20 protein-coding genes are annotated in these 24,306 nt (G+C 43.9%); 8 read left to right on the forward strand and 12 right to left on the reverse strand.

Annotated elements, in window-relative coordinates; translation table 11 throughout:
• Positions 1–34: 34 nt before the first annotated feature.
• Entirely contained in the window at positions 35–514 is a 480-nt protein-coding gene (gene smpB, locus JV36_RS0118395) for an SsrA-binding protein SmpB (RefSeq protein ID WP_032096540.1), read from the reverse strand.
• Positions 515–708: 194 nt separating this feature from the next.
• Here smpB and JV36_RS0118400 point away from each other — a divergent pair, with 194 nt between their 5' ends.
• Together JV36_RS0118400 and JV36_RS0118405 are read left to right on the forward strand one after the other, a co-directional pair.
• Positions 709–1,140, forward strand: coding sequence for a type II toxin-antitoxin system RatA family toxin (locus JV36_RS0118400; RefSeq protein WP_032096539.1), 432 nt, complete (start codon positions 709–711; stop codon positions 1,138–1,140).
• Positions 1,137–1,481, forward strand: a complete 345-nt coding sequence (locus JV36_RS0118405; protein WP_032096538.1) for an RnfH family protein — start codon at positions 1,137–1,139, stop codon at positions 1,479–1,481. The genes JV36_RS0118400 and JV36_RS0118405 overlap by 4 nt, the downstream gene beginning before the upstream one ends.
• A 5-nt stretch (positions 1,482–1,486) precedes the next feature.
• Here the strand turns inward: JV36_RS0118405 and JV36_RS0118410 are convergent, their stop codons facing one another.
• Complete coding sequence (locus JV36_RS0118410) at positions 1,487–1,966, reverse strand: MarR family winged helix-turn-helix transcriptional regulator (protein WP_032096537.1); 480 nt, start codon at positions 1,964–1,966, stop codon at positions 1,487–1,489.
• 28 nt (positions 1,967–1,994) lie between these two features.
• The gene (locus tag JV36_RS0118415; protein ID WP_032096536.1) at positions 1,995–3,959 is read right to left on the reverse strand and encodes a BCCT family transporter; all 1,965 of its coding nucleotides are present in this window, start codon (positions 3,957–3,959) and stop codon (positions 1,995–1,997) included.
• A 326-nt stretch (positions 3,960–4,285) separates the two neighbouring features.
• Here JV36_RS0118415 and JV36_RS0118420 point away from each other — a divergent pair, with 326 nt between their 5' ends.
• Together JV36_RS0118420 and JV36_RS0118425 are read left to right on the forward strand one after the other, a co-directional pair.
• A complete protein-coding gene (locus JV36_RS0118420; RefSeq protein ID WP_032096535.1) occupies positions 4,286–6,976 on the forward strand; it encodes a TonB-dependent receptor in 2,691 nt (896 codons plus the stop codon).
• Between the two features lie 144 nt (positions 6,977–7,120).
• Entirely contained in the window at positions 7,121–9,094 is a 1,974-nt protein-coding gene (locus JV36_RS0118425) for a tetratricopeptide repeat-containing sulfotransferase family protein (RefSeq protein ID WP_052010252.1), read from the forward strand.
• A 226-nt stretch (positions 9,095–9,320) separates the two neighbouring features.
• On the opposite strand, the gene ppsR is transcribed toward JV36_RS0118425, so the two are convergent.
• Positions 9,321–10,133 carry a posphoenolpyruvate synthetase regulatory kinase/phosphorylase PpsR gene (ppsR, locus tag JV36_RS0118430; protein ID WP_032096533.1) on the reverse strand — a complete coding sequence of 271 codons (813 nt, stop codon included), beginning with the start codon at positions 10,131–10,133 and terminating at the stop codon, positions 9,321–9,323.
• A gap of 263 nt (positions 10,134–10,396) precedes the next feature.
• On the opposite strand from ppsR, the gene ppsA reads away from it, so the two are divergent.
• Positions 10,397–12,772 (forward strand): phosphoenolpyruvate synthase, encoded by a 2,376-nt coding sequence (gene ppsA / locus JV36_RS0118435; RefSeq protein WP_032096532.1) that lies wholly within the window; start codon positions 10,397–10,399, stop codon positions 12,770–12,772.
• Positions 12,773–12,919: 147 nt separating this feature from the next.
• Here the strand turns inward: ppsA and JV36_RS0118440 are convergent, their stop codons facing one another.
• The 7 genes from JV36_RS0118440 to JV36_RS0118470 all read right to left on the reverse strand — a co-directional run bounded on the left by JV36_RS0118440 (position 12,920) and on the right by JV36_RS0118470 (position 19,129).
• Entirely contained in the window at positions 12,920–13,138 is a 219-nt protein-coding gene (locus tag JV36_RS0118440; RefSeq protein ID WP_032096531.1) for a PGPGW domain-containing protein, read from the reverse strand.
• A 198-nt stretch (positions 13,139–13,336) separates the two neighbouring features.
• Positions 13,337–13,795, reverse strand: a complete 459-nt coding sequence (locus JV36_RS0118445) for a GNAT family N-acetyltransferase (RefSeq protein ID WP_032096530.1) — start codon at positions 13,793–13,795, stop codon at positions 13,337–13,339.
• Positions 13,796–13,816: 21 nt separating this feature from the next.
• A complete protein-coding gene (locus tag JV36_RS0118450; protein ID WP_032096529.1) occupies positions 13,817–14,929 on the reverse strand; it encodes a cupin domain-containing protein in 1,113 nt (370 codons plus the stop codon).
• A 107-nt stretch (positions 14,930–15,036) separates the two neighbouring features.
• On the reverse strand, positions 15,037–16,404 hold the full coding sequence (gene purB / locus JV36_RS0118455; protein ID WP_032096528.1) for an adenylosuccinate lyase: 1,368 nt from the start codon (positions 16,402–16,404) through the stop codon (positions 15,037–15,039).
• Between the two features lie 44 nt (positions 16,405–16,448).
• A complete protein-coding gene (hflD, locus tag JV36_RS0118460) occupies positions 16,449–17,075 on the reverse strand; it encodes a high frequency lysogenization protein HflD (protein ID WP_032096527.1) in 627 nt (208 codons plus the stop codon).
• Positions 17,075–18,184, reverse strand: coding sequence for a tRNA 2-thiouridine(34) synthase MnmA (gene mnmA, locus JV36_RS0118465; protein ID WP_032096813.1), 1,110 nt, complete (start codon positions 18,182–18,184; stop codon positions 17,075–17,077). The genes hflD and mnmA overlap by 1 nt, the downstream gene beginning before the upstream one ends.
• A 396-nt stretch (positions 18,185–18,580) precedes the next feature.
• Positions 18,581–19,129 carry an rRNA large subunit pseudouridine synthase E gene (locus JV36_RS0118470; RefSeq protein WP_032096526.1) on the reverse strand — a complete coding sequence of 183 codons (549 nt, stop codon included), beginning with the start codon at positions 19,127–19,129 and terminating at the stop codon, positions 18,581–18,583.
• Between the two features lie 629 nt (positions 19,130–19,758).
• On the opposite strand from JV36_RS0118470, the gene JV36_RS0118475 reads away from it, so the two are divergent.
• Both JV36_RS0118475 and JV36_RS0118480 read left to right on the forward strand, forming a co-directional pair.
• Positions 19,759–21,978: an NADP-dependent isocitrate dehydrogenase gene (locus JV36_RS0118475; protein WP_032096525.1), complete on the forward strand. Its 2,220-nt coding sequence runs from the start codon at positions 19,759–19,761 to the stop codon at positions 21,976–21,978.
• 293 nt (positions 21,979–22,271) lie between these two features.
• A complete protein-coding gene (locus JV36_RS0118480; protein ID WP_032096524.1) occupies positions 22,272–23,141 on the forward strand; it encodes a polyphosphate kinase 2 family protein in 870 nt (289 codons plus the stop codon).
• A gap of 407 nt (positions 23,142–23,548) precedes the next feature.
• Here the strand turns inward: JV36_RS0118480 and cspD are convergent, their stop codons facing one another.
• The gene (gene cspD, locus JV36_RS0118485; protein ID WP_032096523.1) at positions 23,549–23,767 is read right to left on the reverse strand and encodes a cold shock domain-containing protein CspD; all 219 of its coding nucleotides are present in this window, start codon (positions 23,765–23,767) and stop codon (positions 23,549–23,551) included.
• A gap of 208 nt (positions 23,768–23,975) precedes the next feature.
• On the opposite strand from cspD, the gene clpS reads away from it, so the two are divergent.
• Complete coding sequence (clpS, locus tag JV36_RS0118490) at positions 23,976–24,296, forward strand: ATP-dependent Clp protease adapter ClpS (RefSeq protein WP_032096522.1); 321 nt, start codon at positions 23,976–23,978, stop codon at positions 24,294–24,296.
• The last annotated feature ends 10 nt before the right edge of the window (positions 24,297–24,306 follow it).

Raw genomic sequence — 24,306 nt, forward strand, 5'->3', positions numbered from 1 at the left:
TTTAAAGGCGTTTTATATTGGGGAGTGCACAGCGTTACACACTGTGCTTCATCATTCTTTCTTTCTGGCGCTGCCAGTCTTTGTCTTTCAGCGTATCTCGCTTGTCGTGTGCGTGCTTACCTTTCGCTAGGTGAATTTCTAGCTTAACCCAGCACTTCTTCCAATACATAGACGTAGCAACAATCGAGTAACCTTGTCTATCACGGGCTCCCATTAAACGGTCAATCTCTCGTTTTTTAAGCAGCAGTTTACGTGCCCGTTCGGGAGCAGCAATAACGTGGGTCGATGCCTGAGTTAGCGGACTTATTCTACACCCAACAAGGTATGCTTCTGCGTTTTGGATAATGATATACGCATCGGTAATATTGACTTTACCAGACCGAATACTCTTTATTTCCCAGCCTTGAAGCTCTAAACCAGCTTCAAACTTGTCTTCTAAGAAATAATCATGACGCGCTTTCTTGTTCTGCGCGATGTTTCCGGTGGTATTTTTGTTTGCTTTATTCTTTTTCATGGGCGCTATTATACTGATAGTGTGAATAAATGTCTTTAAATGTGTCTTACAAATTTGGGCGTGTATCGTTTTATATTCGCTGAAAAGCATCAACTGCTAACAGATTATTCATGCACAAATGTGGTTTCAGATCTAAAAAGATGAAAAATAACTGTGATATAATTTTGTGATTAGACATTGTATTAGTGAAGTAGATGCCAAGTATTCATAGAAGTGCACTTGTAGCTCATAGTGCAGAGGCCATGTTTAACTTAGTGAATGACGTTGAGTCGTATCCAAAGTTTTTACCAGGTTGTGCAGACAGTAAAATTCTGAACAATACAGAACAAGCGATGAGCGCATCGTTATTAGTCTCAAAAGCAGGGATTAAACAGTGGTTTACTACCGAAAACGTATTGTATCCAGCTGAGCGAATTGAAATGCAGTTGGTCGACGGTCCTTTTCGGTCTCTATCCGGCGGTTGGACGTTTTCAGCGCTATCTGATGAAGCGTGTAAAATAGAACTTAACTTGCACTTTGAGTTTGCCAATAAGCTTGCGGAAATGGCATTTGGAAAGGTGTTTAATAGTTTGGCGTCGAGCATGGTGACCGCGTTTACTGAAAGAGCAAAGAGTGTATACGCATGAGTAGTGAGCTAATTACCGTTGAGGTAGCCTACGCTCTGCCTACTAAGCAGTCTCTGGTTAGCATTGCCATCGATAAAAACGCGACCGTGGAAGAAGCTATTCAGGCCTCTAATCTTCTTCACGAGTATCCAGATATTGATTTATCAAAAACTAAGGTAGGTGTGTGGAGTCGCGTAGTTCGGCTTAAAGATACACTTATTGATGGCGACAGAATAGAGATTTATCGCGGACTAATTGCCGATCCTAAAGAAAAAAGAAAACGTCGAGCGGAGAAAGCGAAAGAAGAGGGTAGAGCCGACAAAGTGACTGGCGGCAAGGTCAACCCTCTCAAAGCGAAGTAAACGTACTACACAGATTTATCGGAAATGCTTCCTAGCTCCAAAAATGGAGAAGCGTCGATATTTTCTGCATCCATCATGGTGGCTATGCGTTGCATTGTTGCCACCATCTGACTTTGTTCCCATTCTTTAAGCTGAGAAAAACGCTCAACAAAATGTTCTTGCAAAGGGCGAGGTGCGTCTTTCACTGCTACTTTACCGCGGTCGGTAAGAAACACGCCTACCTTTCGTTTGTCTTTGGTGCTTCTAATTCGTGTGGCTAGGTCGCGAGACTCAAGCCGGTCCAAAATATTAGTGATAGTTGCAGGGCTCAAATTAATGTTCTCTGCAATTTCGCGAACCATAATGCCTGGCTGCTCTTCTATATTTTGCATAACGAGCAATTGCGGGCCAGTTAGACCCACGTGCTTACTAAGCTGTTTGCTGCGCAAGTCTACGGCGCGGATAACGCGCCGTAGTGCAACAAGCAATTCTTCTTCTTTTCGCATATTTTTTCCAACAAATGCGTAACGTGTGTTACTTAAGCAAATGAATAAAGTGCTGATGCTTGTGATAGTGATCTATCACGTCATTGATTACCGATAGCTTCGACCAACCCATGATGTCGTAGTTTTGACCACCTTCACTCAAGTGAACCTCGGCGCGATAATACGTCTTTTGTGTACCTTCGTCCATTTGCTCTGATGGCGCGAACTCAGGTTGATCAGTCGGAGTAGGGTATACCGCATAAATAAAGTCTGGGTCTGTACCCATAGTGACGGTAAGAATAAAGGCTTCATCAGTTTCTTCAACGTTAACTTCGAAGTTCTGCTCTTCAAACTCTTTACCCACTTCATTCATTGCTGGCAGCGCTACTTTTCTCATAAAGCGAAGGACCGCTTCTTCATCAGGGAACGATACGATGTTCTCTAAACGCCCTTTCCAGTTTCTGTCAGCGTCGCTGTGCTGTGGTGTACCCGCAAGTACTTGTAAACTCTCGCGTTTGTACCCTTCCACTCGCAGCGCTTTCAGTAAGCCAAACATCGCAATAAGCAATACAATAGCAAACGGCAAGGCTGCGGCAATGGTCATGGTTTGCAATGCACCAAGCCCTCCTGCGTATAGCAGTACAGCACTCACCACACCGACACCTACGGCCCAATAAATTCGTTGCCATACTGGTGTGTCGTTGCGCCCGTGTGAACACAACATATCGACAACCATGGCGCCAGAGTCGCAAGAGGTAACGAAGAAAACGATAACCATGAGTACTGCGATGAAGCTAAGTACGCTTGAGTATGGGAATTGCTCTAAAAATACAAATAGTGCTACGGCGGTATCTTCATTCACCATATTGGCAAGCACGTCTTGTCCCTGCACGAGTACTTGGTCAATGGCGCTGTTCCCAAACACGGTCATCCAAAATAACGTGAATACCGATGGAATGAGCAACACGCCGAGTATAAATTCTCTGATTGTTCTACCGTAAGAAATACGAGCGATGAATAAGCCAACAAACGGTGCCCATGCTAACCACCAACCCCAGTAGAAAATTGTCCATCCACCAATCCAGTCGGTTTTGTCGTAGGCGAATAGGTTAAAGGTGTTTCTTACAATATCAGCAAGGTAAGCGCCGGTGTTCTGCATGAATGCCTGCAGTAAGAAAACCGTAGGACCTAAAATTAGCACGATCAGTAACAGTACTATGGCTAATACCATGTTTGTTTCTGACAGTCTTCTTATGCCCTTATCTAGCCCAGTGGTTACTGAAATAACAGCAAGACCAACGACACACGCCATAATCAGTATCTGAACGCCGGTACCCGACGGCATGCCAAATAAGTAATTGAAACCAGCATTAACTTGAGAAGCACCCAGGCCGAGAGAGGTTGCAATACCAAAAACCGTAGACGTTACCGCAAAGATATCGACTACATGACCAGGCCACCCATAAATTCTTTCACCAATAAGTGGGTATAGCGCAGAACGAAGGGTTAGCGGGAGGTTTTGTCTGTAGGAGAAATAGCCCAATATGAGCGCGACAATCGCATAGATGGCCCACGCATGAACACCCCAATGGAAAAAGGTGGTTTTCATTGCCTCTCTTACCGCGTCTATTGTACCAGCTTCAGCTGTTGGGGGAGCTAAAAAGTGCATTAGCGGTTCTGAAACGCCAAAGAACATTAGCCCAATACCCATCCCTGCAGCAAATAACATACTTAACCATGTTGGAAAGCTGAATTCAGGTGAAGCGTGGTCGGGACCGAGTTTTATCTCACCATAGCGAGACATGCCAAGATAAACGACAAACAGCACCACGAAAGCAACTGCAAGCACGTAAAACCAGCTGCCGTTGGTAACAATAGCACTTTGAACAGTTTTAAAGAGAGCGTCAGCTACTGTTGGCATTAAGGCCGCGAAGCACAACAGGCAAATGATGATGGCAGATGATGTGTAAAACACCGGTTTGTTTAGGGGAGACTTGTTTTCATTTTCTATCACGCAGAAAAAATCCTTCCACTTATGTTTGGTTTAAACGATTGCTATCAAATATACCGCAAACTCTCGTTTTTATAAACATGAGTTTAAATAATTAGCTTTGAAGTTAACAATAAGAAGAATTCTCATATAATGCGCAATTGAGGTGTGCTTTTTCGCTTTTTATTAGTCATTAGTTCATATTTTCGGTGTTTTTGCATGAAACTTAATCGTTAGAGTAGAAATTAATTTCTGTTTGTGGGTTAATAATGATGATCTTATTGATACGTGTTTCAAGTAAACAGTATCCGAAGAATAAAAAATCCATTTTCAAAGGGAAAACACACATTATGCGTAAAACTCAGCTTAGCTGTGCGATCGTCGCTGCATTGGCAACAACATCTATAGCCGCGCAGGAGTCGAAAGCACCCGCGAAACTCGAAACTATTGAAGTCACTGCAACAAAACGTACTGAATCAATTCAAGACGTGCCTGTTGCTGTTCAAGCTCTTAACGGTAAAGCCTTGGAAAACCTTGGCATTGATAACTTCCAAGAGTACGTCGAGTTCCTACCTAACGTTGTTTTCCAAGGAACGGGACCTGGCCAAAACGAGATTTACATCCGCGGCGCCGCAACAACACAATCAAATATAATGCTTTCTTCAGTCCAAGCATTACAGCCTTCGGTAGCCTTCTACCTAGATGAAATGCCTGTTTCAATGGCAGGTCGTAACCTTGACGTTTACGCCACTGACGTAGAGCGTGTTGAAGTGCTACCTGGGCCACAAGGCACGTTGTTTGGTGCTAGCTCGCAGGCAGGTACTATTCGTTTAATTACTAACAAACCAGACCATACAGGTTTTGGCGCTGGTTTCGACACTAACATTGGCTTCACCAAAGACGGTGAGATGAGCAACTCTGTTCAGGCCTACTTCAATATGTCACTTACCGACGACCTAGCAGTTCGCGTAGCGGCGTACAACGACCAACAAGGTGGTTGGATTGACAACGTAAGAAACGTGCCTGGTGAGGGTGGTTATATAGGAAGCGCGGTTGTTGTTGACCGTATTTCTGGTGGTGTACTTGCCGACCCAGTGGCGATGGATGCTAACCGCATTACTAACCCTAACATTTCTTCAAGTTCGGAAGCATCGGTAGTATCGCCTCAGAACGACGCACTCGTCGAAGAAGATTTCAATGATGCGGTTTACTCTGGTGCTCGTTTTGGTTTGTCGTATCACATCAACGACGACTGGGACTTGCTAGTACAGCATACTCAGCAAACGCTAGACACTGAAGGTGTATTTTCTTACGACCCAACGTTAGATGGCGAAACGTCTGCTATTCGTTTCCAAGCAGATGAAAACAGAGATGAATTCGGTCTTACAACGTGGACCGTTGAAGGTCGTATGGACAAGCTTGATGTTGTATATACCGGTGGTTATTTAGACCGTGATATCGACACATTAGCAGACTACACGGGCTACACTAACGGCGGTTTGTTCTCGGCATATTATCTTTGTAACCACTATGATACGCCGGATAACGCTGCAGATGAGCGTTGCCTAGATCCAACTAAGTATTATCAAGAAGATACTTCTTCTACACGTAATACTCACGAGCTGCGCTTCAATACCACTATGGATACGCCTTGGCGTGTAACTGCTGGTTTGTTCTACGACGAACAAGAAGTAGCCACCGTTGGCCAGTTCAAAATCGCTAACACAGAACTTTTTGATAACCTTCAACGCACGCTAGTTGGTAACGAAGGCATCAATAGCGACGGCGGACCATTCCCAGCTGAAGTAAGTTTTGTTAACGACATTACCCATACTATTGAACAGATAGCGGTATTTGGCCAGGTTGAGTACGACCTAACAGAGAAGTTAACTGCCAGTATTGGTGCTCGTTGGTATCAAATTGACGATATCTACGTAGGTTCAACATCTACTGTGGACGTAACTCGCCGAATTCGTGCATTTGGTACCCAAGATGCTGACGAATTAGCAGCAGTGGGCTTAGACCCTGATGCCGTTAATGCAGCTATTCAAAGCGGTCAATTAGAAACAGACCTTCTTGATAGCAACGGTGTGCTAACGGTTGACGACACCATTTTCAAATTTTCACTCGATTATAAAGTGAATAAAGACGTACTCGTATTCGCTAACTACTCTGAAGGTTTCCGTCCTCCAGTAACGAACCGTGTTGGGGGTGGTTTGTCAACGAACCAAGAAGGTAAGTTTAACAACTTCCGTATTCCAGTGTATTCGACAACGGATACGCTAGATAACTACGAGCTTGGTTTAAAAGGCGACTTCTTTGACGGTCTATTCCGTGTAAACGCGACTGCGTACTACTCAGAAATTACCGACCTTCAAACGTCACGTTACGACCCCACAAATATCTCATTCCTAGTATTTACTGATAACGTTGGTGATGCTGAGATAAAAGGGTTAGATGCTGATTTAACGTGGCTTGCCACTGACGACCTAGTTATTAATGCAGCATTTAGTATATTAGACACGGAACTAACAAGCGTAAACTCTGAGCTTGAAGGTATTGCGGCAGGTGTTGGTTCACAACTACCTTACTCTGCAGAATTCTCTGGTAACATTAACGCACGTTACTTCTTTGAACTTGAAGGCGGAAAGCGTGGTTACGTTAACGGCTCTGTAAGCTACACGGGTGACCGTTATGCAGGCATGGTAATGGATGCTTTCGTAATGGAAGATGCCACTCAGAATATTTACGGCACAGGTTCTGGTCTTAAAATAGAGCAAGAAGCAGCTGTATATGAAGGTGTTACTTACGCAGATTCAAACGGTGAAACCTTCCGAGGCGGCCGTTATGTTCAAGAGTCATACTTCCTTGCTAACTTAGCAGTAGGTGTTACTAACGACGTGTGGAAAGCTGAACTATACATTGATAATGTATTTGATGAGCGAGCGGTGTTAAACATCGATACGCAACAGTTTACGCCAAAAGTAGTTACAAACAGACCTCGCACTATCGGAATGCGTTTCTCTTACGACTACTATTAAGTTATTGTTTGAGACATTGGCTAAGCCATAGGTAAAAAATTAAAACGGCAAACTTTCGGGTTTGCCGTTTTTTCTATTTTTAGGCATGCTGTATAAATGAATACAAAAGAACAACAAATACTTCTTACTATTAAGAAAACTTTAATGCAGTCTCACTTTCAATCGGTGATCACGCAATGTAGTGAATTGCTGACTGCACAGACTCAATCTAATGTGACAGACGCTGGTCTAATTGAAGCTAGTAACGCAGGTGAAACTGGGCTCAGCAGTGATGCACAGCGTGAAGCGCTGTATTTACAAGCGGTCGCCTACAGGCTATCAGGTAACACGCAAAATGCGATTGCTACTCTTGATAACGTTATTGCTTTATTTCCAGATTACGGAAGAGCGTTTCAAGAACTGGGTTACTGCTACGCGAACATAGACGGTAAAAAGTCTGCCCACAGCTTTTATCAAGCCACTCGATTTAATCCTGCATTACTTGCATCGTGGCAACAGCTCGAAAAAGTGTATAAAAGAGATGACCAGAAGCAAGCACTGACATTGTGTCAGCAGCAAATTCAATTTTTAACCTCACTGCCAAAACCGCTATTAGGTGCTACAGATTTAATGCACGAAGGCCAATTACACAAGGCTGAACAGGTTTGCAGGCAGTTTCTTACTAATAACAAGCATCACCCCGAAGCCATGATGCTGCTTGCCGAATTAGGCATTCAATTAAAGGTATACAGCGACGCTGAGTTTTTATTAGAAAGCTGCGTTGAAATGTATCCCGACAATGACAGAGCCGCTGCGGCTTTTCAAAGCCTGTTATCAAAGTTAGGAAAATTTCCTGAAGCAGCGGCGCTGGCTAAAAAACGCTTGGCGCTATCACCGGATAATTTTACCGTGCAAGTCTCACTGGCTCATGCCCTGGTAGGCATTGGTTCCTTAGATGAGGCAATTCACATATACCAAGAACTATTATCTGCCAATGACGATCGCCCTGCGTTGTGGGTTGCTCTGGGTCATGCTTACAAAGCGCAAGGTAACATGGAGCAAGCGGTAAGCGCTTATCAAAAATCAATTGCTTTTGCCGCTGATTTTGGTGATGCCTACTGGAGCTTAGCCAATACTAAAACCTACCGTTTTGATGATAAAACAATGGATAAAATGGTTGAGCAGGAGTCGTTGGCGTCGACGAAATTAGATGACAAAATTCATCTTTGTTTTGCATTGGGTAAAGGTTTTGAAGATAGAAAAGACGCTAAAACCGCGTTTCACTATTACAGCCTAGGCAACGCGCTTAAAAAACGAACCTTACAGTTTGATATTGGAAGAACTGAAGCGGCGTTAGCAGCACAGCAAGAGGCCTTTAATGCAGAAAGCTTTAATAAGGCCCAAGGCTGTCAGGCACCAGACCCTATTTTTATTGTCGGCCTGCCGCGCGCTGGCTCAACCTTACTTGAGCAAATACTGGCCTCTCATTCTATGGTAGATGGCACTATGGAGCTGCATGACGTATTGGGAATTGCTTCTTCACTGAGTCATAAAAAAACGCCTTATCCGTTTAATGTAAATGAATTAGACGATGAAGCGTGTAAGGCACTGGGTCAGCGATATATTGATCAAACTCAAGCTTATCGTCAGGGTGCTCCATTTTTTATTGATAAAATGCCGAATAACTTTATTCATATCGGCCTTATCAAAAAAATACTTCCTAACGCAAAAATTATTGATGCTCGCAGGGCGCCCATGGATTGTTGCTTCAGCGGCTTTAAGCAATTGTTTGGGGAAGGGCAAGAGTTCAGCTACGGACAAGACGATATTGGCCGTTACTATGTCGCTTATAAAGCGTTAATGACTCATTGGAAATCAGTACTTCCCGGTGAAATATTAACGGTGCAGCATGAAGATGTGCTTGATGATCTAGAAGGGCAGGTAAAGCGCATACTCGCGTTTTGCGACCTTCCTTTTGAAGAAAGTTGCCTCTCATTTTATGAAACAAAGCGGGTTATCAAAACCCCAAGCTCAGAGCAAGTTCGCCAGCCTATTTACAAAACAGGTATGGAACAATGGAAGCCTTTTGAGGAATATTTGGCAGAGCTGAAACAAACGTTAACTCGTTTACGGTCTTAGTGTTGCCTAGCGCAGCGAGGCTTAGCTTTGATTAAAAGACTAGAAAAAGAACTTAACGTAAAGGGCTAAAGCAGAAGCTAATAGTAAAAGGTTAGAGTATACGGCAAGATAACAAGCCATATAATGTAATGACGAAAAAAGCAGCCTAGGCTGCTTTTTTCGTTTTAGCTTATATTGACTGTAAACGGCTATTTCCCAGCCTGTTCTTATACCGCATATAGCATTACTAATATTTTCTTCGCTTAAGTCCGGTTTCGGCTAAGATCTTTGCTGATATTTCTTCAATGGAATACTTAGTACTGTTCAAAAAAGGAATCTTTTCTTTGCGGTACAAATTTTCCACTTCTCTTAACTCCATCCGACATTGCTGCATCGATGCATACTTACTGTTGGCACGTCGCTCAGAGCGTATTTGATGCAAACGTTCTGGCTGAATAGTCAAACCAAACAGTTTGTTTTTAAAACGTCTTAACGCTGGAGGTAGCTTAAGCATGTCTCCCATGTCTTCTTCAGTAAACGGGTAATTAGCGGCTTTTATTCCAAACTGAAGAGCCAAATATAAACTTGTTGGTGTTTTTCCTGAGCGAGATACACCTGTGAGAATAATATCCGCTTCGTCATAGTCTTTTAAGTTTGAGCCATCATCATTCGCTAATGCGTAATTTACCGCCTCAATACGAATATCGTAGGTTGTTTCGTGAATACTGTGCGTGCGATGTTTTTCTGGTTTTGACGGCACGCCAAGCACTTTTTCTAATGGAGCAACAAATTGGTCGAGGAAATTGTAGTTAATACCGACCGATTTAGAGATAATTTTGCGAACATCTACATTCACAATTGTATAAAAAACGAGCGGTCGTTCTCCGGTATCTTGAAAACTTTCAGAAATTTGTTCTAAAACTTTCTGCGCTTCTTCCTCAGTTTCTACAAATGGGATGGTGTTGTGATTAAACTCAACGGGGAATAATGATAGTAGAGCGTGACCAAACACCTCTGATGTGATGGCTGTACCATCTGAAATATAAAAAGCTGTTCTCACAACATATCCTTAACATTGTCGTAATTTAATTACAGAATTAATAAAGAGTTTACATTCTTAATACGCCCATTCTATGATGATTTCGTCGAAAAGCCAGACGCTTATCGCGAATGACGACCATTTAAAACAGACTTACGATGTCGCGCGAAAAGTAATGGCTATCAACATTTCGACTAACGAATTGAATTTTTTCAGGTAATAAAATCAATAAAACCTGAGATTAACCTCATACCCTACACAAAAAAAAGCTGGAGGCTTGGGCTGTGCAAGATTACGTACTTTGGTATCAAGAACTGGGCATGCACGATGTAGGTCGCGTAGGCGGCAAAAATGCATCATTGGGCGAGATGATTTCAAACCTTTCAAACGCCGGTGTGCAGGTGCCAGGTGGCTTTGCAACAACCGCCGAAGCGTTTAATGCGTTTTTAGAACAGAGCGGGTTAGAGGCAAAAATTCACGAAACGCTAGATGCGTTAGACGTTGACGATATTGGCGCACTTACTGAAGCGGGTAAGAACATTCGCCAATGGATTATCGACACGCCGTTCCAACCACAACTCGAAGACGCTATCAGAGATGCATTTGTCACTTTGCAGGGTGATGCAGGAGATGAGGCCTCTTTTGCAGTTCGTTCTTCAGCTACCGCAGAAGACATGCCAGATGCGTCATTTGCTGGGCAACAAGAAACCTTTTTGAACGTGAAAGGCTACGACTCAGTGATGGTAGCCATTAAACACGTATTTGCTTCATTGTTTAATGACCGCGCCATTTCTTATCGCGTGCACCAAGGTTACGACCATAAAGGTGTTGCGCTATCGGCAGGTATTCAGCGCATGGTGCGCAGTGATATCGCGTCTTCAGGCGTTATGTTCACCATCGATACTGAGTCAGGCTTTGAAGATGTTGTGTTCATCACTAGCTCGTTTGGTTTAGGCGAAATGGTTGTTCAGGGTGCGGTAAACCCTGACGAGTTTTATGTGCACAAGCCAACCCTGGATAAAGGTTTACCCGCTATTGTTCGTCGTAACATTGGCAGCAAGCTTACTAAAATGATTTATTCTGATGATGAAGCTCACGGCAAGCAGGTTTCAATTGTGGATATTGAGCCAGTTCAGAGTAAAACTTTCTCGTTAACCGACGATGAGGTGATGGAGCTAGCTAAACAAGCACAGATCATTGAAAAGCACTACAAGCGTCCTATGGATATTGAATGGGCCAAAGACGGTGTAGACGGCAAGCTTTACATCGTACAGGCTCGTCCAGAAACAGTTCGTAGCCGTGAAGATTCTCAAAGTATTGAGCGTTTCCAGCTTAAAGGCCAAAGCAACATTGTTTGCGAAGGTCGCGCTATTGGCCATAAAATTGGTGCAGGCGTCGCGAAAGTTTTAGGCTCTATCGAAGAGATGGATAAGATCCAAGCGGGCGATGTGTTAGTTACCGACATGACAGACCCTGATTGGGAACCTATCATGAAAAAAGCATCAGCGATTGTGACCAACCGCGGTGGACGAACTTGTCACGCAGCAATCATTGCTCGTGAGCTGGGTATCCCTGCGGTTGTGGGTTGTACTAACGCAACAGACAGCATTCAAAACGGCGATAGAATTACCGTGTCGTGCGCAGAGGGTGATACTGGTTACATCTATGGTGACGTGCTTGAGTTTGATGTTGTGACCTCACGCATCGATTCTATGCCAGACCTTCCGCTTAACGTAATGATGAACGTGGGCAATCCGGATCGCGCATTCGACTTTGCACGTCTTCCTCATGCAGGAGTAGGCCTTGCCCGTTTAGAATTTATCATCAACAGAATGATAGGCGTTCACCCTAAAGCCCTTCTTAACTTCGACAGCCAGCCTGAAGAGTTAAAAGAAGAAATTACCGATATGATAGCGGGTTACGAGTCGCCTACGGAATACTACATCGAGAAACTTGTTGAGGGTATCTCAACCATTGGTGCAGCATTTGCGCCTGAAAAAGTTATCGTTCGTATGTCTGACTTTAAGTCGAATGAATACTTCAACCTTGTTGGTGGTTATCAGTACGAGCCTGATGAAGAAAATCCAATGCTGGGATTCCGTGGTGCAAGCCGCTATATCTCAGAAGACTTCAGGGACTGTTTCGCTTTAGAGTGTGAAGCGATAAAGCGCGTTCGCAACAAGATGGACCTTACGAATGTGGAAATCATGATCCCATTTGTGAGAACCGTTGAAGAGGGACGTAAAGTTATTGAGCTTCTAGAAGAGCAAGGGCTTAAGAAGGGCGACAAAGGTCTGCGCATCATTATGATGTGTGAGTTACCGTCAAACGCACTGCTTGCTGACCAGTTCTTAGATATCTTTGACGGCTTCTCAATTGGCTCTAACGACCTTACCCAACTTACCTTGGGGCTAGATCGTGACAGTGGTCTTATTGCTCACTTGTTCGATGAACGTGATGATGCAGTAAAAGCCCTGTTGTCTATGGCAATCAGAGCCGCTAAGAAGCGTGGCAAGTACGTGGGTATCTGTGGACAGGGTCCATCGGATCACGAAGACTTTGCAGCCTGGCTAGTGGCTGAGGGCATTGACTCTGTATCGTTAAACCCTGATTCAGTAGTCGAAACATGGTTGTACCTTGCTGAAAAGCACGGACAGTAAACGCCAAAAGTAAAACGAAAAAACCGCTCAATTGAGCGGTTTTTTTATGTTCATAGTTCGTGTTCATAGTACTTGTTCATAGTACTTGTTCAGAGCTCGTGTTCAGAGCTCGGCTAGTTAACTGCTAGTTAGCCTCGTTTTTCAGCGCTACTTTCTTAACCGACGCATTAACATTATGCGGTCTAATTTTCTCGCACTGGTTGTCATCGATTTTTGGCTAAACTTAAGCCATCCGCGAGCGCGGGGCCAATCGTAACTGAGCAGCATCAACCCCCCAAGTACAAGGAGAATAGAGCCAGGTAATAAGGTAAGGATAATACCGCTGATTAGCAGCAACCCACCAATGGTTAATCGCACTGTCTTCATGTTTATCTATCCCGCTGAATATGTCTTGATACAAAGACGACAAAAACGCTGTTACTACTAAAAGCATGTGTTCGTACTTTATATATCTGAATAATGCGCTTTAGTTAGGTAAAAGCCAATAAGTTAAATGTAACCAAGTGTAGATATCGTTCTTTGGAAGAGGGGGCACTGAATACACTAGCAGTAGTAAAAGTGGTGTCAGTGCAACTGGGTAACGTCGGGGAGGGGAAACTGTTTAGCCTTACATTTAAGACGTTGCCTTGGCACGCCTGCATCCATAAATACTCTACCCGCGGGTTTAAAACCAATTGAGCGATGATAGGCAACGCTGTCGAGGTTACACACCACATTGAGTGTAGGAAAAGACTGTTGTTTTGCAGTTTTAAGAAGCGCGGCAAATAACGTTTTATAAATAGACAGGGTTCGATGGCTTCGTTTCACTGCTATTCGCCCTAATTCGCCCCCTCTAGTGAGCCTTGCAGTGGCAACCGCTTCGTCGTCCCCGTCTATAATAAGAACGTGCGTTGCCGTGCTGTCTTGATCATCAAATTCACTGGCCTGCGGAATTCGCCACTCAACTACAAACACACTTTTTCTGAGTGATTGAATGATTGGCTTTCCATTTTCCCAGTCGACGCTTTTTACCGTAAACGCCATAGTGGCATTCCACCCTATTAACTATTCCCAATATCCGTTATTAATAAGTGTAGTTAATGTCTGCAAAAATGCAAAAGAGGGGGCATCTTGGCTCGACGTGGCATCGAACGTGTTGCCTGAGGCAAGTATTTCATACCACTCAATATCGTTCTCGGTCACATCAAATCGGCTACCATTGACATATAAAGCTAGCGGTAGTCCGTTCGTACCATCGCACAGCAATGGTCTTATACCTGGTGCGGGCTGAAAGCTTAGGCCCGTTGCAAGGTCGTTAGACACTTGCTCAATGCTAACTTCTTGTTCTAATGGAAACTCAGGAATACCTTGTTCGCTCATTGCTTCTAACAGTGAGTGGGTATAATCCTTTGAATTAATGGTGTCGATTAACTGTTGTTTTAGCGCATTCACATCGCCAGCAATAACTTTTGCGGGTTGTACTGTGGCAGGGCGAGAAGGGTCGCTAAAACGCTGGTTGCCCGTTCCTTTATCAAGCATCATCGCCAGGCTTTCTGCAAGCTGAAGATTATCAGGTGCACGATAACCAACGGAATAGGTCAAGCTGTCTTCTATTGTTTTACCGTCATGAGGCCAACCTGGCGGTACATAAAGCACATCGCCGGGCATCATTGTTTCATCAATTATGGGGGAGAAATCTTCAATTTGACGAAGCTTTCCATGGGGATGTATCTCAGCATAATTACCTGGTTCGCCTACTCGCCACCGTCGAGAGCCTTTTCCCTGCACTAAAAATACGTCGTATTGATCGATATGAGCACCAACGCCTGCGCCTTCTGTAGCAAAACTAACCATTAGGTCGTCAAGGCGCCAATTTGGAATAAATGAGAAAGGCGCGAGCAGGGGGGTTACGTCCCCAATGTATTTGTCCACACCTTGAACGAGTAATGTCCAGTGTCCTTGGCATACGCGCTCGAAGTCTTGTATTGGCCCTTCTTCTACATGCCATTGCCCATTGTCATGGCTGATTATTCTGCTGTCTACTTCACTCTCTTGTGCTAAGCCCGCGAGGTCGTTTTCATCAATAGGGTCGGCAAAGTTTTTAAAAAAACCTTTGAGTACAACAGGTTTCTGCTGCCAGTATTCGTTGAGAAATGTGTCGATATCAAAGTTTTGCATATAGTGTCTCGCTAAAAAGGCTCGCTAAAAAAGGAAAGAGAGAAAGAAAAAAGCGCGGTAAATAACCGCGCTTTGATAGGGCTAATACACCCTAGTATTTACACTTGTTACAGCTGGTCTACAAGCCTAATCGCATCGCCAATGTAATTAGCTGGCGTTAGTGCTTTTAGCTCATCTTTTGCAGACTCTGGCATTTCAAGATTATCAATAAAAGCTGCGATACCGTCAGCATCTACCTTCTTACCGCGAGTCAGCTCTTTTAATTTTTCATAGGGCTTTTCTATACCATAGCGACGCATCACGGTTTGAATTGGCTCAGCAAGAAGCTCCCAATTATTATTAAGCTCGTTAGTGAGGCTTTTTTCGTTTACCTCAAGCTTACTGATGCCTTTAAGCGTAGCTTGGTATGCAATTACTGCATAACCCACACCCACACCTAAATTACGCAAAACGGTTGAATCGGTAAGGTCACGCTGCCAACGAGAAATAGGCAGCTTAGCGGCTAGGTGATCAAAAATAGCGTTGGCCAGACCTAGGTTGCCTTCTGAGTTCTCAAAATCGATAGGGTTTACTTTATGCGGCATAGTTGATGAACCAATTTCGCCGGCAACGGTTTTTTGCTTAAAGTGACCCAGTGCAATGTAGCCCCATACATCTCTATCAAAGTCGATAAGGATAGTATTAAAGCGGGCAATAGCATCAAACATCTCGGCAATGTAGTCGTGGGGTTCGATTTGCGTAGTGTATGGGTTCCACGTTAGGCCTAGCGATGTTACGAAGCCTTCTGACACACTGTGCCAATCTACATCTTTATACGCAGATAAGTGAGCGTTGTAATTACCCACAGCACCATTGATTTTACCTAACAACTCTACATTTGCGATTTGCGTGCGCTGGCGCTTAAGGCGGATAGCCACGTTTGCCATTTCCTTACCCATAGTGGTAGGCGATGCAGGCTGGCCGTGTGTTCTTGCCATCATAGGTACCGATTGATACTTTTTCGCTAGTGTAATAAGCGCATCTATGAGTTTATCGCAGTAAGGTAATATAACGCTTTCGCGGGCTTCATTAAGCATAAGTCCGTGAGAAAGGTTATTGATGTCTTCTGATGTACATGCAAAGTGAATAAATTCGTTAACTGCTGAAAGCTCAGCGTTATCCGCCACCTTTTCTTTTAGAAAATACTCAACCGCTTTTACATCGTGGTTAGTGGTGCGCTCGATATCTTTGATACGAGTGGCATCTTCAACACTGAAATCAGCCACAATACTGTCTAACAGCGTATTTGCTGATTCAGAAAAAGCGGGAACTTCCTCAATGTGCTCGTTGTTCGACAGCATTTGTAGCCAACGAACTTCTACTTCTACTCGGTACTTTAATAAGCCATACTCGCTAAAAATACTGCGTAATTCTACGCTTTTGCCAGCATATCGACCATCGACAGGGGAAATTGCAGTTAACTGACTCAGTTCCACCTTGAGCTCCTCACTAGTTTATTAGTATGAGCGCCTTAACGGCACTAGTTGATTAATCTGAGCGCTTTAACAGCACTACTTAAAATTTGTTTGCGCTTGAACAAAATGTTGCGTCTTTTACCACCCATTTGACGCCACATTACCGCCGCTCTAACACCTGACAGTAATATTGCCCGCACTTTATGTTGGGTACCCGGTTGGCTTAGGTAGTCGGGATTGCCTGCAACCTGAATTTTCGGTGCAAGCGGGCTAACAACATCGCTGTATATACTTGCAAGAGAAGACACAATTTGTGGATTTTGAAAGTCCACGTGGGCAAGCTGTCGCTGAACGTGTGAAATGCGGTCGCCTAGCTCGTGCATGGCTTTTGATTTGCGTGCTAGCTTGCGCTCAAGGCCAAGAATACTCGCAATGTAACGAGTAAGCTCTGTATCTTTGGTTGCCTGCTTGTCGGATAGTTGTGAAACCAGCGTAGAGTATCCCAACTGTAGGTTGCTCAGTTGACCAAACACCTGCTGTGGTGTTTCTGGGTCGGTAACAAGGATGCTTGATAAGCTAGCCTCTATGGCGTCATTATCTGCTGTACCTTTTCTTGCCAGTTGCTGAACAAGCGCTGCCGCTTGGCATACACCAGCAAGGGCTAAGTTATCTTCAATATCTGCATCTAACATTATCGGATATAGCTCTCAATAATACCGCCACCTAAACATACTTCATCGAGGTAAAAAACGGCTGATTGGCCTGGAGTAACGGCTTTTTGTGGCTCGTCGAACATGACTTCGATAGTGTCATTGTCTTTCGGCGTGATGGTACAAGGGATATCAGCCTGGCGATATCGTGTTTTCACCATAGCTTTAAACGGTGCACTCACATTTTCGCGGTCAACCCAGTGTAGCTGTTTCGCCACTAAACCTTTTGAATAGAGACGAGGGTGGTCTGCACCTTGACCTACAATAAGGACGTTACGTGCTACGTCTTTATCTACTACGTACCATGGGTCTTCACCAAATTTGGCAAGGCCGCCAATATGAAGCCCTTTACGCTGGCCTAATGTGTGATACATCAAGCCTTCGTGCTTGCCTATTTCCTCACCTTCAGCGGTTTCAATAATACCTGGCTGTGCAGGCAGGTACTGCGCTAAAAAGTCTTTGAATTTTCGTTCACCGATAAAACAGATGCCAGTGGAATCTTTTTTATCATGGGTAATTAGACCTTGTTCTTCAGCTATTTTTCTAACCAGTGGCTTTTCAATGTCTCCTACTGGAAACAACGTTTTGGCGACGTGCTCTTCGCCTAGTGTATAAAGAAAGTAGCTTTGGTCTTTGTTGTTGTCTAACCCGCGCAGCATTTGCCATTGACCGTCAACCTCGCGACGGCGTACATAATGACCCGTTGCAATATAGTCGGCGCCTAAGTCTTCTGCCGCAAATTCTAGAAACGCTTTAAATTTAATTTCCTTGTTGCACATAATGTCGGGGTTTGGTGTTCTACCCGCCTTGTATTCTTCAAGGAAATATTCGAATACGTTATCCCAGTACTCTGCAGCAAAGTTGATTGTATGCAGTTCCATGCCAAGCTTGTCAGCGACTGCTTGGGCATCTTTTAAGTCTTCAGCTGCGGCGCAATATTCGTCGTTGTCATCTTCTTCCCAATTTTTCATGAAAAGCCCTTCAACCTGATACCCCTGCTGTTGAAGCAGGTAAGCTGAAACGGATGAATCTACACCGCCGGACATTCCGACAATAACTTTTTTGCTGGCGTTTGAATCTATGTCAGTCACTACGTCTTGCACACTCAATAATTAGGAAATTGCAGGAAAAACCCAGGCTGTTCTCTGGGATAGTTGTTTCAACCGGTCTTTCAACCGGCTTTTTGACCGGTTTTTCAATGTCGCTCTCTAAATGAACGACAACTTGCTTGCGTATCAATTTTTAGGTCGCGGATTTTATCAGAATTGGAGGGGTAATTCACGCTAATATCTTTTCAATACGGCATAGCTTATAAGGTAGGGTGTTTAAATCTAATTTCAATATGAACAGTTGTTTTGACTCTTTATCCACCATAGGAGCTAAGGCTAAAAAGGCGCATCTCCTAGTACCGAATACAGGCTCTCAAAACACAGTGGCTATTTCATTAAGTTATTTCACCGCACTATTTCATCACACTATTTTACACACTATCCATCAATGCTTACGAACTTGCCGTTTTGAATGCCGTCTATGGTCCAGTTTCCAACACGATAACGAATCAGGCGTAGAGTAGGGTAGCCCACGTGAGCCGTCATTCGTCTAACTTGCCTGTTACGTCCTTCGGTAATAGTAATTTCAAGCCATGAAGTAGGAATAGATTGACGAAACCTTACAGGGGGATGCCTATCCCATACCGTAGGCTCAGACATTAATTTAACTTTTGCAGGTTGAGTCATGCCGTCTTTCAGCTCTACACCCGCTTGCAGTGACTGAATAGCGGCATTATCTGGTATGCCTTCAACTTGAGCCCAATAGGTTTTGCTGGTTTTAGCTTTTGGGTGGGCAAGCTTGTGCTGTAATTTACCATTGTTGGTAAGCACTAAAAGTCCTTCAGAGTCTCTGTCTAGTCGGCCCGCCGCATACACATCAGGAACCTCTATATAGTCTTTTAACGTTTCGCGACCATCTGCATCGGTAAATTGAGAGAGCACCTGGAACGGTTTGTTGAAAAGAATAACTTTTGTATCGGACTGCATAGAAAGCCTGTTTAAAGTGGTATTGATGTATGTGTTGTCAAAAATACGGATGCTGCGTCGCGGTTTTCATTTGCGTGACGAAACTATGCTTTGGATATCGCTCATCAAGCATAACCTTTATGGTGTTTATACCTATTTAGTGCATTTTTATCACCCTCAGCATGTTAACGATCGTAGCACGGTTCAAATAATGGTTCCTGTATTTCCCCCTGTATTTCTCTTCCTTTTCGGACCAAATTGCCAATTAATACGTTGATCTTTATCACTAAGACAATGGTATGACTTGTAACTCGAACTTTCGACCCTATACTAATGAACGCAGCCAATGTTATAGGCTGTGCATTCGTTTATCCGTTGTAAAATGACAGAGTGATATGTGAAGGGCGTTTGTTGCAATGACTTGTAGCATTGATTGTCACAAAGACACGCCGCCTAAGCGCATTGTTAAAAGGATGTGCGGCGGAAAACGAAGACGAAAGACAATAATCGCGTTTACAGACAGCAATGCTTTGTGAGGCGAAAGAGTAATTACGTATTGCAATGACCGTGGGCGCTACCCTTTGTAGCGGGTTGTTGCAACAAAATGGATTAAAAACGGCAGCACTCTGCCGACTTAACAGAGGTATATAATGACCAAGTCTAAGATCATCTATACGAAGACGGATGAAGCGCCAATGTTGGCAACGTATTCGTTACTTCCAATTATCAAGAAATTTGCTGCTGCAGCAGGCATCGATGTTGAACTAACCGACATCTCACTAGCTGCCCGTGTTTTAGCAAACTTCCCAGAATATCTGAAAGAAGAGCAAAAAGTACCGGATGCATTATCTGAACTTGGTGATTTGACTCAAGATCCTAATGTAAACATCATTAAGCTTCCAAACATCAGTGCCTCAATTCCACAGCTTCGCGCAACCATCAAAGAGCTTAACGACAAAGGGTTCAATGTACCTGCGTTTCCTGACTCGCCTAAAACCGATGAAGACAAAGAGATTCGCGAACGCTACAGCAAAGTACTTGGTAGTGCAGTAAACCCTGTACTTCGTGAAGGTAATTCTGATCGCAGAGCACCAACAGCAGTTAAAAACTTCGCTCGCAAGCATCCTCATTCAATGGGTGAGTGGTCTCAAGCGTCTCGTTCACACGTGGCTCACATGCGCGGCGGCGATTTCTACTCGGCAGAAAAGTCGGTTACCGTTGAAAAAGACGGTCACGTAAGCATTGAATTTACGGGTAAAGATGGCAGTAAGAAAACCCTTAAGCCTCGCGTAGATTTGCTAGCTGGCGAAGTTATCGACGGCATGTTCATGAGCAAAAAAGCGCTTTGTGAATTCTTTGAAGAACAGATTGAAGATGCGAAAAATTCAGGCGTATTGTTCTCACTACACGTGAAAGCAACGATGATGAAAGTGTCGCACCCTATTGTATTCGGACACTGTGTTAAAGTTTTCTACAAAGACCTGTTCAACAAGTACGGCGACCTTTTCGAAGAGTTAGGCGTTAACCCTAACAATGGTTTAGGTAGCGTTTACGACAAAATAGCGACCCTTCCTGAAAGTCAGCGTTCTGAAATCCAAAAAGATATCAATGCGTGTTACGCAGATAGACCACCAATGGCGATGGTTAATTCAGATAAAGGCATTTCAAACCTTCACGTACCAAGTGACGTTATTGTAGATGCTTCAATGCCTGCAATGATCCGTAACTCTGGTCAAATGTGGGGACCGGATGGAAAAGCGCACGATACTAAAGCGGTTATTCCAGAAAGTACGTACGCGACTATTTATCAAGAAGCGATTAACTTCTGTAAAACCCATGGTGCGTTCGATCCAACAACAATGGGTACAGTGCCAAACGTTGGCCTAATGGCGCAAAAAGCTGAAGAGTACGGTTCTCATGATAAAACATTTGAATTGGAAGCTGATGGTACAGTGTCTATCGTAGACCAAGACGGCAACGTGCTTATTTCTCATGACGTTGAGGAAGGCGATATCTGGCGTATGTGTCAGGTGAAAGACGCGCCTATTCAAGACTGGGTGAAGCTAGCGGTGACTCGTTCACGTCAATCAGGCATGCCTGCGGTATTCTGGCTGGACGATGAGCGTGCACACGATGCCCAGCTTATTGAGAAAGTGAATACCTACCTAAAAGATCACGATACTTCTGGCTTAGACATTCAAATAATGTCTCCAGTACGCGCTATTCGTTACAGCATGGAACGCGCAATTCGCGGGCTTGATACTATTTCTGTAACCGGTAATGTGCTTCGTGATTACCTCACTGATTTGTTCCCAATTTTAGAGCTTGGTACCAGTGCTAAGATGCTATCCATTGTTCCATTGATGGCGGGCGGTGGCCTTTACGAGACGGGTGCAGGTGGTTCAGCACCAAAGCACGTTCAACAGTTTGTTGAAGAAGGCCATTTACGTTGGGATTCACTAGGCGAATTCCTTGCGTTAGCCGTTTCTTTAGAAGATGTTGCTATTAAGCACAAAAACCCGAGAGCGAAGATTCTTGCAGAAGCATTAGACAAAGCAACTGAAACACTGCTTAACGACGGTAAGTCACCACAGCGTAAAGCAGGGCAGCTTGATAACCGTGGTAGCCACGTTTACCTTGGTCTGTATTGGGCACAAGAAGTGTCTAATCAAAGCGAAGATGCTGAGCTTGCTGCGCAGTTTAAGTCTGTCTACGACGAACTTTCTGCAAAAATGGACGACATTATTGCAGAGATTGATGCGACACAGGGTAAAGCGCAAGAAATTGGCGGTTACTACTACCCAGACGAAGACAAGGTTTTCGCTGCAATGTCTCCAAGTGAGACGCTTAAAGCAATTATCGGCGCTTAAGAGCTTTAGCTCAGTTGATAGGGCGCTATTAGCGCCTAGTTAACACGTAATTAGCGCGCAAATAGCGCGCAAGTACTGAATAAATAGCGCGCTAATTAGTGCATATACCAAAAACCCAGAAGTGCTGCTTCTGGGTTTTTTATTGTCTTTTTTTCGCCATAAAGCCTCTTTCTGCTATGGTTGATGTTAACGCTAGCGCCTATTTTTACGTGCTGACATATTGCGTCTACGTCTGCGTTAGCGAATGTGATGCAGCTTAAGTGAATAAGGCGTAATACGAAGGGAATTTAAACATGAGTGAAAAAGAACAACGTTCGGTGGTGTCGAGGGAAAAGCCTCAAGAGCAAAGGCGCGAAACCGCGAACACACTCACTCTTAAGCATGAGTTTCCTGCGTCCCGCTTTACGGATAAAGAGACTTACAAAGCAGAGGAGAAAGCCCTTCAAGAACAGCTTTTTCACGTTCAGCAAGCGTATTTTCATCAAAATCGACGAGCATTGATTATTTTTGAAGGCTGGGACGCATCGGGGAAAGGCGGTGCGATAAGGCGAGTTACCGAAAAACTCGATCCCCGCGGCGTGCGAGTATTACCCGTGGCTAAGCCTGATGAAAAAGACCAGGCTAAGCATTTTCTTTATCGTTTTTGGCATCATGTTCCGGCCCCTGGGAATATGACTATATTTGACCGTTCCCACTATGGAAGGGTGTTAGTCGAACGCGTTGATCAATTGGCCAGTGATGCACAATGGCAGCGTGGGTACCGAGAAATTAACGAGTTTGAAGAGACACTTCACAATAGCGGTGTTCGAATTATAAAGCTGTTTATGCATATCTCAGCTGCAGAGCAGCGAAAACGCTTTGAAGAAAGACTTCGCAATCCTTATAAACGCTGGAAGCTCACTGCAGAAGACCTGCACAATAGTAAGCAACGACATCATTATATTAGTGCAATTAATGATATGTTTGCCAAAACAAACACGCCATTCGCACCATGGAAAATTATTGATGGTGAGCATAAGTGGCAAGCTAGGGTTGCAGTGCTGCGCGCTATTGTTGCGGGGTTAAGCGCAGATGTAGATATTGTGCCGCCACCTCTTGATGAAGACTTAATAGCAATGGCCACGCAAGAACTTAATATTACTGATGAGTTACCGGGTATTTAACTCTTTATTTTCGAGCTTTATATATTTTTCTATTGGGAATTCTAATGGGGGGAAGGGTGTTGTTCGATGAAAAGATGCTAGCCTAGCTAGCGGCATGTGATTTACATCCACTCATAGCTATTACAATTTATCCATATTCGAAGAAAATTTTGATTCAAAATACGAAATGTGACAGGACTTTTATTTAAAAAAGCACAATATTCGGGTGCAAATCGAGTTAAGAAAACGGGGATTTAAGGCTTAGGATACGTCGCGGAACAATGTATTTTGGTAAGGATGGGCCGTAAACCTATAAAGCATAGGTAATAGTTGGGACGACAAAAACCGCTCTTTTTCCTTTAATGTTGACCGGAAAAAAGAGTGTTAGAAGAGCCCGACATGGCAGTCGGGCTGCTTAGAATTTTTCTTTAACGCTCTGGTTCTTCTACAAAACCTATGTTCTCTGCATGCAAGCCCTTTGGACCTTGTTGCACCTCGAACTGAACTTCTTGACCTGCCTTCAATGAGCGATAACCTTCCATCTGAATTGTTGAGTAGTGAGCGAATATGTCATCACCACCTTCCTCTGGAACGATAAACCCAAAACCTTTCGCGTTGTTAAACCATTTAACTTTGCCAACCGCCATACTTCGACTTCCTCTTAATCCTTGAACTCACACGTTTATGCCCCCATTATAGATCCGAGAGCATAGAGTATTGAGTATCGATATAGACAGATACTCAATGTCACTATCAAAATGTAGATTTTTTAACCATATTATGTCAAGAGCTAATGTGAATTAATTTTATCCAAAAGTTTAACGACATCTGCCAGTAACACACTATTATTAAGTTATGAGTAAAGACAACGCTATTAGTATTGAAAAGGAAAAGCAAAAAGACGCGCAGCGACAAAAGCCGCAGCCGCCTCCCATGTATAAAGTGTTGTTGAATAATGACGACTATACACCAATGGATTTTGTTATAGAGGTTCTCACGCAGTTTTTCAATTTGGACGCTGAGAAAGCCAATCAACTTATGCTTACCGTGCATTATCAAGGTAAAGCGGTTTGTGGTGTGTTTACCGCTGAGATTGCAGAAACAAAAGTGATGCAAGTCAATCAGTACGCACGCAAACATCAGCACCCATTGATGTGCACTATGGAGCAGGCATAAGGCAATTTGT

This window comes from Alteromonas sp. LOR (genome assembly GCF_000753865.1).
Taxonomy (GTDB): domain Bacteria; phylum Pseudomonadota; class Gammaproteobacteria; order Enterobacterales; family Alteromonadaceae; genus Alteromonas.